The 14882-nt window shown below is 66.7% G+C and carries 12 protein-coding genes and 1 other annotated feature; of the genes, 7 read left to right on the top strand and 5 right to left on the bottom strand.

Features of this window, described 5'->3' with window-relative positions; genetic code table 11:
- Positions 1-31 precede the first annotated feature (31 nt).
- Positions 32-87, top strand: a sequence feature (sul1 is cis-regulatory element that is thought to sense ions involved in sulfur or methionine metabolism; They are found in Alphaproteobacteria).
- A 101-nt stretch (positions 88-188) separates the two neighbouring features.
- The gene (locus ACXJ16_RS23125; RefSeq protein WP_463922263.1) at positions 189-1670 is read left to right on the top strand and encodes a SulP family inorganic anion transporter; all 1482 of its coding nucleotides are present in this window, start codon (positions 189-191) and stop codon (positions 1668-1670) included.
- A 240-nt stretch (positions 1671-1910) separates the two neighbouring features.
- Positions 1911-2267, top strand: coding sequence for a hypothetical protein (locus ACXJ16_RS23130; RefSeq protein ID WP_463922265.1), 357 nt, complete (start codon positions 1911-1913; stop codon positions 2265-2267).
- 387 nt (positions 2268-2654) lie between these two features.
- Here ACXJ16_RS23130 and ACXJ16_RS23135 read toward each other — a convergent pair whose 3' ends face one another.
- Positions 2655-3389 carry an SDR family oxidoreductase gene (locus ACXJ16_RS23135; RefSeq protein WP_463922267.1) on the bottom strand — a complete coding sequence of 245 codons (735 nt, stop codon included), beginning with the start codon at positions 3387-3389 and terminating at the stop codon, positions 2655-2657.
- 790 nt (positions 3390-4179) lie between these two features.
- Between ACXJ16_RS23135 and ACXJ16_RS23140 the strand changes: the two genes are divergently transcribed.
- The 5 genes from ACXJ16_RS23140 (at position 4180) to ACXJ16_RS23160 (ending at position 11201) form a co-directional block, all read left to right on the top strand.
- Positions 4180-6609, top strand: coding sequence for a TonB-dependent receptor (locus ACXJ16_RS23140; protein ID WP_463922269.1), 2430 nt, complete (start codon positions 4180-4182; stop codon positions 6607-6609).
- A 24-nt stretch (positions 6610-6633) separates the two neighbouring features.
- Entirely contained in the window at positions 6634-8025 is a 1392-nt protein-coding gene (locus ACXJ16_RS23145; RefSeq protein ID WP_463922270.1) for an MFS transporter, read from the top strand.
- A gap of 52 nt (positions 8026-8077) precedes the next feature.
- Positions 8078-9031, top strand: coding sequence for a TauD/TfdA dioxygenase family protein (locus ACXJ16_RS23150; protein ID WP_054434423.1), 954 nt, complete (start codon positions 8078-8080; stop codon positions 9029-9031).
- A gap of 82 nt (positions 9032-9113) precedes the next feature.
- Positions 9114-10811 (top strand): arylsulfatase, encoded by a 1698-nt coding sequence (locus ACXJ16_RS23155; RefSeq protein ID WP_185999056.1) that lies wholly within the window; start codon positions 9114-9116, stop codon positions 10809-10811.
- Positions 10812-10934: 123 nt separating this feature from the next.
- The gene (locus ACXJ16_RS23160) at positions 10935-11201 is read left to right on the top strand and encodes a hypothetical protein (protein ID WP_132470255.1); all 267 of its coding nucleotides are present in this window, start codon (positions 10935-10937) and stop codon (positions 11199-11201) included.
- A 262-nt stretch (positions 11202-11463) separates the two neighbouring features.
- Here the strand turns inward: ACXJ16_RS23160 and urtE are convergent, their stop codons facing one another.
- From urtE to urtB, 4 genes are read right to left on the bottom strand one after another with little or no spacing between them, the layout of a single operon-like run.
- Complete coding sequence (gene urtE, locus ACXJ16_RS23165) at positions 11464-12183, bottom strand: urea ABC transporter ATP-binding subunit UrtE (protein WP_463922272.1); 720 nt, start codon at positions 12181-12183, stop codon at positions 11464-11466.
- Entirely contained in the window at positions 12180-12932 is a 753-nt protein-coding gene (locus tag ACXJ16_RS23170; RefSeq protein ID WP_185999058.1) for an ABC transporter ATP-binding protein, read from the bottom strand. Before ACXJ16_RS23170 ends, urtE begins: the two co-directional genes overlap by 4 nt.
- The gene (gene urtC, locus ACXJ16_RS23175; protein ID WP_185999059.1) at positions 12929-13972 is read right to left on the bottom strand and encodes an urea ABC transporter permease subunit UrtC; all 1044 of its coding nucleotides are present in this window, start codon (positions 13970-13972) and stop codon (positions 12929-12931) included. The genes ACXJ16_RS23170 and urtC overlap by 4 nt, the downstream gene beginning before the upstream one ends.
- On the bottom strand, positions 13965-14855 hold the full coding sequence (urtB, locus tag ACXJ16_RS23180; protein WP_054434487.1) for an urea ABC transporter permease subunit UrtB: 891 nt from the start codon (positions 14853-14855) through the stop codon (positions 13965-13967). Before urtB ends, urtC begins: the two co-directional genes overlap by 8 nt.
- Between the last annotated feature and the right edge of the window lie 27 nt (positions 14856-14882).

A 14882-nucleotide genomic window follows, 5' to 3' on the forward strand; every position in this document is an offset into this window, starting at 1 on the left:
CCCCGGCTTGAGGCTAGGCGAACGTCACTCACCTGGACCCGGTGCAATCCCGGGTGGCTATTCCGGCCGCCGATCCGCCGGACAACGCAATTCGCAATCCCTGCCCCGCCCGTCAGACCCCCGGCCAGACCCATGGCCAGCCCACCGGGCGAACGGCGCCGATGCGATTCCTGCGGAAACCCCTATCGATGAATACCCTGTCCCTTGCCCGATATCGCAGCGAATGGTTCAGCGGCGGCGCCGATGCCCGGCGGGACATCCTGGCCGGCATGGTCGGCACTTTCGCGCTGATCCCCGAAGTGATCGCCTTTTCCTTCGTGGCCGGCATCGACCCCGAAGTCGGCCTGTTCGCCTCGTTCGTGATCGGGATCGTAATCGCTTTCGCCGGTGGCCGGCCGGCGATGATCTCCGGCGCGGCCGGCTCGGTCGCCCTGGTTGCGGCGGCGCTGGTGAGCAGCCACGGGCTGTCCTATCTCCTCGTCGCCACCATCATGGCCGGACTGCTGCAGATCGTCTTCGGGCTGGTGAAGCTCGACGTGCTGCTGCGGTTCGTCTCGCGGTCGGTCCGCACCGGCTTCGTGAACGCGCTGGCGATCCTGATCTTCTCGGCGCAGGTGCCCCAGATGCTCGGCGTGACCTGGCACACTTATGCCCTGATCGCCGGGGGCCTTGCGATCATCTACCTGCTTCCCCGGATCACCACCGCCATTCCCTCTCCGCTGATCTGCATCGTCGTGCTGACCGGGATCTGCGCGGTGGTCCCGATGCCGGTGCGAACGGTGGCCGATCTCGGCCGCCTGCCTTCCTCGCTGCCTTCCTTCGGCCTGCCCGCCGTTCCGCTGGACTGGGACACGCTGCGCATCGTCGCGCCCTATGCCCTTGCCATGGCCGCCGTGGGGCTGCTGGAATCGATGATGACCGCCAGCGTGGTGGACGACCTGACCGAGACCACCAGCTCGAAGGCACGGGAATGCACCGGCCTCGGCCTTGCCAACGTGGCGGCCGGGCTGTTCGGCGGCATCGCTGGCTGCGGCATGATCGGGCAGACGGTGGGCAACGTGCGCTACGGCGGACGCGGGCGGCTCTCCACGCTGGTCGCCGGCGTGTTCCTGCTCGTCGTCATGGTGCCGCTGCGGCCATGGGTGGCGCAAGTGCCGGTCGCCGCGCTGGTGGCGATCATGATCATGGTCTCGATCAGCACGTTTTCGTGGAAGTCGCTCCGCGATCTGGGCCGCCACCCCAAGGTCTCCGGCGTCGTCATGCTGGCGACCGTCGCGGTCACCGTCGCCACGCACGACCTTTCCGCCGGGGTCGCCGTGGGCGTGCTGCTCAGCGGGGTGTTCTTCGCCTTCAAGGTCACGCGGATGATGGACATCCGCGTCGATCACGATCCCGCCACCGACACCCGGACCTACACCGTCTCCGGGCAGGTCTTCTTCGCCAGCGCCGATATCTTCGCCGACCGGTTCGACTTGCGCGATACCGCCCGCCATGTGCGGATAGACCTGACGGCGGCGCACCTCTGGGATGTCACGGCAGTGGGCGCCCTGGAAGAAGTGGTGGCGAAAATGCAGCGCCACGGCATCGCGGTGGACGTGATCGGCCTCAACCGTGCCAGCGCGATCCTGGTGGACCGCTTCGCCCCGCAGGCCAGCGAGGCCGCCGCCTGAGGCCGGCCGGACGGCGCAAAAAACCGGCCAGAAACCGCCGTCCGGCCGCGAATACGAAAAAAAATGATGAATCTCGGCGGCGCCGAACGTCATAGTATTATGCAGATGACAATCACTAGCAGAAATATCGTGACGAGCGCCCCGGAGACACGGCCGGCATCGGCGAAACCACCGGCCCGTGTGCCGATACCTGCCTCCTCCGTTCCGCCTGCCGATCCCGCCATGCGCTGAGGCACGACGATGGCCTACAGCAACCGCTCCCTGCGCCGCCGCCCCCGCGTCGAGCGGCGCGTCCTGTCGCTCCTGCGCGGGGAGGAGACGCTCGCCGATCATGCGGCCTGCTTCGTTCGCCTGCGAACACTGGCGACACGCCGGGCGCTGACGGTCCTGCAACCCGGAACGCTGTACCTCGGCGATGACGAACTGACACTGCTGGGCTGGATCGCCGCCGCGCAGCGCCAGGTATCGAGGCGCTTCAGGCCGGATGACAGGTGCCTTGCCGCCAGCATCGAACGGTGCGCGGGCATCCTCGACGAGGCGGGGCTGCACCTTCACCCGCTCACGCTCTACGAACACTGGCTGCGCGGGCTGGAGTAGGCCAAAAAAAAGGCCGGTCGCGATGACCGGCCTTGGAAAGTTTTTGGGAGAGGATGCCTGAAAGGCCCGTTCCGAATGATCCAAACCGAGAGATTCGGCAAATGAGGAAAATCGAGCGGTAGTTGCATATCACGCAATCATCACGAAAATCCGGTACCTCCGCTGCGATTGCAGGTGCGCGAAGCTCGATCGCAGGTGCAAGTCTTGCAATCGCAACACAGGTACGTCAACTCACGCGGAATCCCCGAAATAACTCATTATTTTTCATATGATTACATGATTTTCAAAGCTGCAGACAGACCTGCTCAAGATGCTTTGACACCGTTGCCCCGCCGTTACGCGCGGTGAAAAACACCCGCATGATTTGCAAGCGGAGCGGCCGCATCGTCAGAAATGCGCGAGATAACCGCCATCCACCCCGATGACCTGCCCGGTCACATAACTCGCCGCCGCCGATGCCAGGAAAACGACAGGCCCGGCGATCTCCTCCGGCCTGCCCCAGCGCCCCAGCGATGTCCGCCGCGCGAGATGATCCGCGATTTCGGGATCGGCAACCATCGCCGCATTCGCTTCGGTGGCGAAATAGCCCGGAGCCACCGCATTCACCGTGATCCCCCGCGGCCCCAGTTCCGCCGCCAGGGCGCGCGTCAGGGCATCGAGGCCGCCTTTCGACATGGTATAGGCGGCATCCCCGGCCCGCGCGATCTGCCCCGCGATCGAAGTCACGTTGATGATGCGGCCGCCCTGCTCCATGCCGGGCGCGATCGCACGGGCCAGATCGAACGGCGCAACCAGGTTCACTTCCAGCATCCGCCGCACCGCCTCGCGGTCCAGCGCATCCATCGTCCGCCGGTCGCGATGGCCGGCATTGTTGACGAGGATATCGATGCGCCCCACTTGCGCCAGCGCGGCAGGCAAGGCGGCTCCGTCCTCAAGGTCGAAGGCGGCGATCGCCGTTTCGCCGCCCAATGCCTCGATCTCCAGCGCCAGAGCGCCAAGCTGACCGGCCCGGCGGCCATGAAGAACCACCCGCGCGCCTTCCCGTGCGAGGCCGAGCGCGATCTCACGGCCGAATCCGCCGGAAGCCCCCGTGACCAGCGCCGTCCTGCCTTCCAAGATCATGAGAATCCGCCTTTTTCGGCATTGTACGGCGAGCGATGCACCCTTGCGAGCGCGGGAAAACCGGAAAAGCGCGTGTCCATCCACTTGCGTTACAACGCCCTCTCTTTAGGGAAAAGTCCCCTACCAAGGGATTATCCGGGCTTGTGCCCATCCCGAAAAAATCGCGCGATTTCCTTTGGTTAAAGGGTCGCATGGCGCCACTTTTCAACCGATCCCAAAATCCCAGCCATTGGCCGCAATAGAAAACCTTGCGCTTGACGCTCAATTCTCAACCAAATAGGTAGACAAGCACACCGCACGGCATGGTTGACCAGGCCCTCCGTGCATTTCCAAGGTTTCCTGGTCCGCGGCATTTGATCGGGAAGCAGCTTGCTCCGCGTTACCAACCGCTAAAGCGCGCGATGCTCAGGCGACAGCGCCAGGCATCGTGTTCCCCTCACGCCAATGATGAGGTGATACGATGCAGACGACCATCCAGCGCGACTGACGCGCCCAACGGGCTGAACCGCAGGACCTGAACCGCCAGCCGACCACGGCGGCGGGACGGAAAACTGCGCCCTCCGTCACAGATTTCGCCTGTCTCCCGCCGAAACCGCAAGTTTCGCGTCTGGAGCCGTGCGTCCGCCGGACCTTGCCGGGCCTGATCGCAGGTCCCGCGGCGACGGCTTGCGCCCTGAAGGCACACGGGGCGCCCGAAAAGCCGCGCCCGGCACCCTAACACATTCGAAATACCGAATTTCATGCCCGACGATCGATCGGGCGAGCACATCGAAAACAGGGATCGACCTTAATGCTTCTCAAGTTCGCCATCGCTACCAGTCCACTCGCGCTCGCAGCGACGCTTCTTGCCGCCGCGCCCGCGCTCGCCGCCGAGGAAAACGGGGTTCCCGGCGCCGCGCCCGAAGCCGCCGCCGAAAGCTCAGCCCTTGCAGACACCCTGGCGGACAGCGGCAGCGGCGAGGCCATCGTCGTCACCGCCTCGCGCCGCCGCGATGAAAACGTGCAGGACGTGCCGGTCGCCATCAGCGTGATCAGCGCCGCCAGCCTCGAAAAGCGCGGGGACTATACGCTGGGCTCGATCCAGCAGCAGGTGCCCAGCCTCCAGGTCATCACCTTCAACCCGCGCAACACCAACATCAACATCCGCGGCCTCGGCTCCAACGTCTCGCTCACCAATGACGGGCTGGAGAACGGCGTCGGCTTCTATATCGACAACGTCTACTACGGCCGCGTCGGCCTTGCCCAGTTCGACCTCGTGGACCTTCAGGGCATCGAAGTGCTGCGCGGACCGCAGGGCACGCTGTTCGGCAAGAACACCACTTCGGGCGTCATCAACGTCACCTCGAAAAAGCCCACCTTCGATCCCGAGCTTTCGGCCGAGGCCAGCATCGGCAACTACGGCTACTACCAGGTCCGCGCCTCGGGCTCGGCCGGTATCTTCAAGGACCTGCTGGCAGTGCGCCTGTCCGGCGCGATCAGCGAAAACGACGGGTTCCTCTGGAACAAGACCACCAACCGCCGCGCGCAGGACTACCTGAACAAGAGCATCCGCGGCCAGATCCTCCTCACGCCCGATCCGGACTTCGAGGTCCGCATCATCGGCGACTATGCGCGCCAGAAGCAGAACCACGTCCTCAACGTCTTCGCCGGCCTCCACACCACTTATGCCGACGGCACCACGATCGCCGGCAACTTCGCCCAGCGCGCCGCCCGTTTCCCGGGATACACGCTGCCCAGCTTCGACGCCTTTGACCGCGTGGGCGAGGCGGACAGCCACTACCAGTCCTACATGGCGGGTTACGGCGTCTCGGGCGAGGTCAACTGGAACCTCGGCGGGCCGACGCTGACCTCGATCACCGCCTATCGCTGGTGGGACTGGGACCCGGCCAACGACGGTGACAGCACCTCGCTTCCGGTCGTGGTCAAGGCCCAGCAGGCCAACCGCCAGCGCCAGTTCAGCCAGGAACTGCGCCTCGCCTCGAAAAGCGGCGGCAGCTTCGACTACGTGATCGGCGGCTATTACTTCTGGCAGACGGTTCGCGGCTACGGCGCCACCGGCTACGGTTCGGCCGCGCCGCTGTGGTTCCTCGGCGCCTCCAACGCGGTGACCGACGCCGCGCTGAACGGCTACGAGGTGAACTCCTATTCCGAGCCGCAGACCAAGACGCTCGCCGCGTTCGGGCAGACGGACTGGCACATCACGCCCTCCCTCACCCTCACCACCGGCCTTCGCTTCACGCATGAGGAGAAGAAGGGCGTCTACCAGCAGTGGGTGGCGCAGGCGGCCGACATCTCGGGCTATTCGGACGCCGTCCAGGCGCAGATCCTCGCCATCCGCGCCAATTTCAACAAGGTGGTGCCGCTCTACAGCACCAGCTTCAGCGACAACAGCCTCTCGGGCCTGATCTCGCTAAGCTGGAAGGTGGCGCCGGACGTGCTCCTCTACGGCAGCTATTCGCGCGGCAACAAGTCGGGCGGGCTCAACCTCACGCAGCTTCCCGCCAGCGTGACCGATCCGACGGTGAAGCCCGAGAAGGTGGACGCCTTCGAAGTGGGCGTGAAATCCCAGTTCCTCGACCGCCGCGCCACCTTCAACGCCGCCGGTTTCTGGACCGAGATCAGCGATTACCAGACCGCCATCACCGACTTCGACCCGGCCAACCCGCTGGTCAGCCGCCAGTACATCGCCAACATTCCCAAGGTCCGCTCGCGCGGGATCGAGGCCGAATTCAACATCGCGCCGACGGACAACCTGAGCTTCAACGCCTCGGGCACCTGGACCGACGCGCAATACGTCAGCTACACCAATGCCCCGCAGGCGATCGAACGGCTGAACCTCGGCGCGGTGCAGGACCTTTCGGGCGAGCGCCTGCCCGGCGTGCCCAAGTTCGCCTGGAACGTGGGCGCGGACTTCAGCCAGCCGCTCGGCACGCTGGGCGATCGCGACCTCGGCCTCTACGCCCACGCGGACTACGCCTACCGTTCGAACTTCAACACGTCGGCCTCCAATTCGGCCTGGGCCAGAGTGCCCGGCTTCGGCCTCGTCAACGGCCGCATCGGCGTGAAGACCGACGACGGGCTCTGGGACTTCTCGATCTGGGCCAAGAACCTGTTCGACAAGGACTACTTCGTGAGCCTGGGCGCCGCCAACACCGGCGTCGTCACCGCCCAGCTCGGCGAACCGCGCACCTTCGGCGCGACCCTTCGTACCAAGTTCTGACCCTCCAGACCGGAAGCGCCAGCCATGACTTACGAGACATATCCTTCATCTTCGCCGGGACAGGAACGGCTCGATGGCTGGCGCCTCCTGCGCTTCACCGCCCTGGCGGTGCCGGTCTACGCGGCGGCCCAGCCGGTGATGGCCTTCGTACCGGCGATCCTGTCGCGCCACTACGCCATCCCGCTGGCCGGGCTGGGGCTGGTCTACCTGATCGGCCAGGTGGTGAATTCGCTGCTGGACCCGGTGATCGGTTCGCTGAGCGACCGTACCGTCAGCCGCTTCGGCCGGCGCCGCCCGTGGATCGCGGCAGGCGGCCTGCTGTTCATCATCGGCAGCGCCATGCTGTTCTTCCCGCCCGAAGGCGTGGGGCTCACCTGGGTCGGCATCGGCGTCCTGTGCTACTACACCGGCGCCTCCGCCACCCAGACCACGCTGCTGGCCTGGTCGGGCGAGATCAGCGGAGACTACGACCAGCGCACGCGGATCGCCTCGCAGTTCACCCTGCTGTCGTCCGCCGCGCTGGTGCTCACCCTGCTGCTGCCCACGCTGGCGGACCAGCTTCGCCCTGACGACGGCCCGCTGCGCCTGACCCTGTTCGGCACGCTGGTGCTGTTCACCGCCGTCCCCGGCCTGCTGCTGACGCTGACCGCCGTTCCCGATCGCAGCGCGCCGGTGGGCGGGGAACCGTTCGCGCTGGGCAGGACGCTGAAGGCCGTGTTCGGCAATCCGCTGCTGCTGCGCGTGCTGGCCGCCGACGCCGCCGTCACCGCCGGGCAGGGCGTGCGCACCGCGCTGCTGCTGTTCATCGTCACGATCTACTTCCAGCGCCCCGAATGGGCGGCCGGGTTCTTCCTGCTGCAATATTCGTTCGGCGTGCTGGCCGGGCCGATCTGGCGGCGCATCGGACTGCGTCTCGGCAAGGGCCGGGCCGCCGTCGCCGCCGAACTCACCCAGGCCGCGATCAACCTCGGGCTCGTCTTCCTCACCCCCGACCGGTTCGGCCTGATGATGGCGCTGGCGGTGGCGCAGGGCCTCTCGCAAGGGTCGGGCAACCTCATGCTGCGCTCGATGGTCGCCGACGTGGCCGACCTTCACCGCGCCGAGACCGGCGAGGACCGTGTCGGCCTCTACTATTCGGTCTTCAGCGTCTCGATGAAGCTCGGCGGCGCCCTCGCCTTCGGCATTGCCCTGCCGCTCGTCACCGCCTTCGGCTTCGACCCCAAGGCCGCCACCAACACGCCCGACGCGCTTCACGCGCTGCTGCTGGTCTTCGCCATCGGCCCCGCGCTGGCGCACACGCTGGCCGCCGCGCTGGTGGCCGGGTTCCCTCTCGACGCCGCGCGCCACGCAGAGGTCCGCCGCCAGCTCAAGGCCCGCGACGATGTCTACGCCGCCGCGCTCGTGCCCGCCGAATGACCTTGAACACCGAACGTCCCCGTTTCCAGACCAAGCAGAAGGAATGAATGCCATGACTTCGATTGCCACTTACGCCAACGCCAAGGACCCTGCATCGCCGCTTGACGTGGCCCCGATCACCGGCACCATCGGCGCCGAGATTCGCGGCGTAACCCTTTCGGGAGAGCTCGACGGGGGCACCGTGCAGGCCATCAAGGATGCACTCGTACGCCACAAGGTGATCTTCTTCCGCGGCCAGCACGAACTGGACGACCAGCGCCACGAAGCCTTCGCCTCGCTGTTCGGCGATCCCGTCGCTCACCCGACCGTGCCGGTGGCCGAAGGTTCGCGCTACCTGCTCGAACTGGACAGCAAGGAAGGCTACGCCGCATCGAGCTGGCATACCGACGTGACCTTCACGGACGCCTATCCGGCCGGCTCGATCCTGCGCGCCATCACCATTCCCGAAGCGGGCGGCGACACCGTCTGGGCCAATGGCGAAACCGCTTACGAAGGGCTGCCGGAAAGCCTGCGCCAGTTGGTGAACAACCTCTGGGCCGTCCACTCGAACGATTACGACTACGCCCAGGTTCTCGCCAATGCGCCCAAGGCCGACGACGCCGCCGAGGATCGGGTCAAGTTCCACAAGAGCGTCTTTGCCTCCACCGTCTACGAGACCGAGCATCCGCTCGTCCGCATCCACCCGGTCTCGGGCCAGCGCAGCCTGCTGCTCGGCCACTTCGTGAAGCGGATCGTCGGCCTGAACCAGGCGGATTCGGCGCGGCTCTTCTCGATCCTTCAGGAACACATCACCCGCCCCGAAAACGTCGTGCGCTGGCGCTGGCAGCCGGGCGACGTGGCGTTCTGGGACAACCAGGCCACCCAGCACCGCGCCGTGGCGGACTTCGGCCTCCAGCGCCGCACCCTGCGCCGCGCGACGATCGCCGGATCGGTGCCTGTCTCGATCGACGGCCGCCACAGCCGCACCATCCGCAAGGAAAAGGCGACCACCTACGAACCGGCCTGATCCCTCATACCTGCATAGGCCGTCACTTCCCGCGCCGCGTCTCCAGTCGCGGCGCGGGACTTTTTCTACCAAGGACCACCTGATGAAAACCACGCGTTTCGCGTTTGCCGCCGCTTTCGGCGCGGCCCTGCTTGCCTCTACCGCCGCCCCGGCCGCTGCGCGGGCGCCTGCTCCCGCCGGTGCGCCGTCCGAAACCCCTGCCCGGCAGGCCCGCCCGAACTTCCTCGTCATCATCGCCGACGACCTTGGCTTTTCCGATGTCGGGGCCTTCGGCAGCGAGATCGCCACGCCCAATCTCGACCGGCTGGCCCTGAACGGGCTGCGGCTGACCGGCTTCCACACCGCGCCCACCTGCTCGCCCACGCGCTCCATGCTGCTTTCCGGCACGGACAATCACCGCGCCGGACTGGGCAGCATGGCGGAACTCACCGCGCCCAACCAGAAAGGCCAGCCCGGCTACGAGGGCTATCTGAGCCGCGACGTGGCCAGCCTTGCCGAACGCCTTGCCGCCGGGGGCTATCGCACGCTGCTTTCGGGCAAGTGGCACCTCGGGCTGACGCCCGACCTCGACCCCCATGCGCGCGGCTTCCAGCATAGCTTCGCGCTGCTGCAGGGCGGCGGCAATCACTACGGCCGCGATCAGGGACCGGACCCGGTCAAGAACACCACCTATACGCGCGACGGCAAAGTGCTCGCCTCGCTCGACAAGGATTTCTATTCGTCGGACGCCTATGCGACCAACCTCATCGCCGAGCTGAAGCAGAGCCGCCAGGAAAGCCCGGACAAGCCGTTCTTCGCCTACCTTGCCTTCACCGCGCCGCACTGGCCGCTGCAGGCGCCGCAGGAAGATGTCGCCCGCCAGAGCGGCAGGTACGACGTCGGCTTCGACGAGATCCGCCGCCGCCGCATCGCCCGGCAGGAGCAGCTCGGGATCGTGCCCAGGGGCACCGTGGCCCACAGCGTGCGCGCGCCGCGCGGCGGCTGGGACTCGCTCTCCGTGGCCGACAAGCGCGAAGCCGCCCGCGACATGGAGATCTACGCCGCGATGGTGGAGCGGATGGACAGCAATGTCGGGCGGGTGATCGATGAACTGCGCGCCAGCGGCGAACTGGACAACACGGTGATCGTGTTCCTGGCAGACAACGGCGCCGAAGGGCTGGATTACCGGACCACCGGCGCCAAGATGCTCGGCAGCCGCGTGGCCGAAGCGGACAATTCCTTCGGCAACCGGGGCAAGCCCAACTCCTATATCACTTACGGCCCCGAATGGGCGCAGGCCGGCACGGCGCCGTCCTGGCTGACCAAGGCCTACGCCTCCGAGGGCGGCACCCGCACCGTCGCCTTCGTCAGCGGCAAGGGGCTCGCCCATCCCAGAAGCGTGAACAATGCCTACGTCAGCGTGGCCGACATCGCGCCCACCCTGCTGGACTACGCGGGCGTTCCCGCGACCGGCACCACATTCCAGGGCCGCACCGTCCTGCCGATCACGGGCAAGAGCGCGCGTTCGTGGCTGGAAGGCAAGGCGGCCTTCGTCCACGCCGCGGACGAACCGCTCGGCACCGAGCTGTTCGGCTCCCGGGCGCTGCGCAAGGGGGACTGGAAGGTCACCGATATCGGCGACGGCCAGTGGCGCCTGTTCAACATCGCCAAGGACCCCGGCGAGACTGACGACCTTTCGGCCGCCAACCCGGAGAAGCTGCGCGAACTCACCGCCGACTGGCAGGACTACGCCAAGGCCAATGGCGTGGTGCTGCCCACCGAAGCGCCTTACCGGCCGTAAGGAAACGCACCCGCGCCGGGGCGGCCGATCCGATTGCCGGATCAGCCGCCCCGGCAATCCCGGTCACGCGCATTTTCCAATCAGGTGATTCCACCGGATGGGAAAACGTTCTAGGTGCGCTCCATGGCCAGGAAAAAGCGATACCTGACGGCCCGGATGCCGGACGGCTATGTGAAGACGATCGGGCCGACCGCCGATCCCTTCACCCATTACTGGCGCATCGTCGCCGTGCAGGAAAACGGCAAGACCGAGGTGTTCTGGGGCCACACGCGCTCGCTCGCCGAAGCGAAGAAGCGCAAGGCCGCAACGCAGGACGCGGTGCGGATACGCGGCTGGAAAAGCTACGTCTTCGAGATCGCCGAACTGGAGGAAAGCGCGGAGGCGCCTTAGGGTCAGGACCCATTAATCACGCCTGCGAGGCACCGGAATGGCGAACATATCGGGCCAAAGCGGCTGCCGGGCGGGCTGGTTGCCCGTCCAAAGCCGCTTTGGCCCGAGATGGAAGCCATTCCGGTGTCCCGGAGGGATTTGATCAAAATGGCCCAGTGCAGCGTCAGAAAGGCTTGAAATATAGACATATTACCACGCCTTCCTTCCTCGCTCTGAGCCATTTTAATTCAAACCTCACAGGCGTGATTAATGGGTCCTGACCCTAGATCTGCACGAGGTGCGCCACGTCCTGCGCGCTCTGTTCGGCCACGTTGCCGCGGTGCGTGATGCGCCCGCCCTGCATCGCGGCGTAGCGATCCGCAAAGCGCCAGACGAAATCGAGGTACTGTTCCACCACCAGGATCGTCATGCCCAGTTCGTCCCGCACATGGGCCAGCGCGGCTTCGATCTGCTGGACGACATTGGGCTGGATGCCCTCGGTCGGCTCATCGAGCAGGAGCAGAGACGGCCGCCCCGCCAGCGCCCGGCCGATGGCAAGCTGCTGCTGCTCCCCGCCCGACAGGAAGCCGCCCGCGCGGGCCCGGATATCGTAGAGCTTGGGGAACAGGTCGAAGATGTGCTGCGGCACCTTGCCCCCGTCCTGCGCCGCACGCAGCCCGGCGGCGCAGAGCCCGGTTTCGAGGTTCTCCATCACCGTGAGGTGCGGGAAGATATGGCGGCCCTGCGGCACGAAACCGATCCCCGCCCGCGCCCGGTGATGCGAAGGGCTGGCCGTCACCTCCGCGCCGTCGAAAGTCAGCGCGCCGCCGGTGACCGGGCGCGTGCCCATGATCGCGTGGAGCAGCGTGGTCTTGCCCACGCCGTTGCGCCCGATCAGCGCCATGACCTCGCCGCGCCGCAGTTCCAGATCTAGGTCCCAGAGAACCTGGCTCTGGTCGTAGCCGGCGCAAAGGCCCTTGATGGTCAGCAGGTCCTCGCTCATGCCGCGTGTCCCAGATAGACCGCCGCGACTTGCGGATCGGCGCGGACTTCGGCGATCGAGCCCTGTTTCAGGAACTTGCCCTGGTGCATGACGGTAACGGGCGCTCCCAGTTGTTCGACGAAGCTCATGTCGTGGTCGATGACGAGGACGGACTTTTCCCCGCCCAGGCTCAGGATCAGTTCGGCGGTGCGCGCGGTTTCGGCAGGCCCCATGCCGGCGGTGGGTTCGTCCAGCAGCAGAAGCTGCGCTCCGGTGGCCAGCACCATGCCGATCTCCAGCCACTGCTTCTCGCCGTGGGCAAGCTGGCCGCCGGGTACTTCGGCCCGGCCGATCAGGCCGACGCGTTCCAGCGTGTCCTCGATCACCGCGCGGTCGGCGGCGGGAATGCCCAGTCCGAAGCTCTTCCACCAGCGCCGGTCCTGCCGCGCGGCCAGCGCCATGTTCTCCCGCACCGTCAGCATCGGCAGCACGCCGGGCGCCTGGAACTTGCGGCATATCCCGCGCCCAACGATGGCCTGTTCGGGCAGGCGGCTGATGTCTTCCCCCCTGAACACTACCCGGCCTTCGGTGGGGCGGACACGGCCGATGATCGTATCGCACAAGGTGGACTTGCCCGCGCCGTTGGGGCCGATCACCACGCGGGTCTCGCCCTTGTTCAGCGTCATGCTGAACCCGTCGAGCGCCTTGAAGCCGCTGTAGTCCACGGTCACACCGTCGATGGCGAGCAGAAGGTCGGCAACCGCGCTCATGCCTTGCGCTCCTTGACGAGGCCGACCCTGACCAGTCCGGCGAAACCGTTGGGCAGCAGGGTGACGACGAGAATGAACAGCGCGCCCATGCAGTAGAGCCAGATTTCCGGGAAAGCGCTCGACACCGCATCACGCGCAAGGTTCACCGCCAGCGCGCCGACGATGGCGCCCGCCAGCGAGTAGCGACCGCCCACCGCGACCCAGATCACCATCTCGATCGAAGGCACCACGCCGATCAGCGCGGGCGAGACGACGCCGGCGTGAAGCGTGAACAGTGCCCCCGCCACGCCCGCCAGCAGCGCGGCCAGCGCGAAGGCCACGGTCTTGAACGGGGTGGTGGCATAGCCGAGGAAGCGCACGCGGTTCTCCCCGTCGCGCACGGCGCGCAGCAGGATGCCGAAGCGCGAGGCAAGCAGGAAGCGCAGGCCCGCATAGACCGCGCAGAGGATCGCCAGCGTCAGCCAGTAGAGCCCGTTGGCGGTGCCGGGGCTGGACAGATAGAAGCCGAAGACCGAGGTGAAATCGGTCAAACCGTTGAACCCGCCGGTCACGTCCTGGCGGCTGATGATCAGCGTCGAGAACGCCAGCGCCAGGGCCTGCGTGATGAGCGCGAAATACGTGCCGCCGACCCGGCGATGGAACACCGCCCAGGAAAACAGCCCGGCCACCAGCGCCGGCACGATCAGGATCGCGGCCAGCGTGAAGGGGGCGCTGGCGAAGGGCGCCCACCAGCCGGGCAGGGTCTCGCGGCCGCTCCAGACCATGAAGTCCGGCAGTTCGCCCGCAGGCAGGTCCGCCATCTTCATGTGCATGGCGATGGCATAGCCGCCGAGGCCGAAGAACACGCCCTGCCCCAGACTGAGGATGCCGCCGTGGCCCCAGATCAGCACCAGCCCGCAGGCGAGGATCGCCATCGCCATGAACCGCGCGAGCAGGTTCAGGTCATAGGCCGAGAGATAGAACGGGGCGGCAGCGCCAAGGACCAGCAGCACCCAGGGGAGTGCACGCCTCAGCGGCTCGGGAATGGCGATTTCAGGCATCGAGCTGGCGCGACTTTACTGCGACCACGCCTTGCGGGCGGATCTGGATGAACAGGATGACGAAGACCAGCAGCAGCATCTGCGAGACGCTGACGTCCACGTAGATCTGCGCCAGCGCCGAGAACACGCCGAGGATCAGCGCGGCCGCGGTGGTGCCGACGATACTGCCGAGCCCGCCCATGACGACCACGAGGAAAGCCGGGATGATGTAGCTCTGCCCCACGTTCGGCGTCACCGGGCCGAGCAGTGCCAGCATGACGCCCGCCAGACCCGCGATGCCGGAACCGAGGCAGAACACCATGAAATCCACCCGCTTCACGTCGATGCCGGTGGCAGACGCCATCATGCGGTCCTGGTTCACCGCGCGCGTCAAGAGGCCGATCTTCGACTTGAGCAGCAGCAGCGCCAGCCCCGCCAGCACCAGAACGGCCATGACGATGATGAAGAGCCGGGCCGAAGGGATGGTGACGCCCAGCAGCACGAAGCTGCCGTTCAGCCAGTCCGGCGCGCGCACTTCCACGCCGATGGCGCCGAACAGGTCGCGCGCGGCCTGCTGCAGGATCAGGCTGACGCCCCAGGTGGCGAGCAGGGTATCGAGCGGCCGCGCGGAAAGGCGGCGGATCACCGTGGACTGGATCACCCCGCCCATCGCCGCCGCGCCCACGAAGGCCACCGGCAGCGCCAGCAGGATGCCCGCGCCGCCCGGCACGACCATCAGGGTCAGCCAGGCAAGATAGCCGCCCAGCATCAGCATCTCGCCGTGAGCCATGTTGATGACCCGCATGATCCCGAAGGACAGCGCGAGCCCCAGCGAGGCCAGCAGGTAGAGCGAGGCCAGCGAGACGCCGTTGAACAGCTGGTTGGAAAAGAGTGCGAGGTCCATGGCGGGGCCGTCACCGGCGGCGATGGG

It is taken from the genome of Novosphingobium sp. TK71, assembly GCF_055361505.1.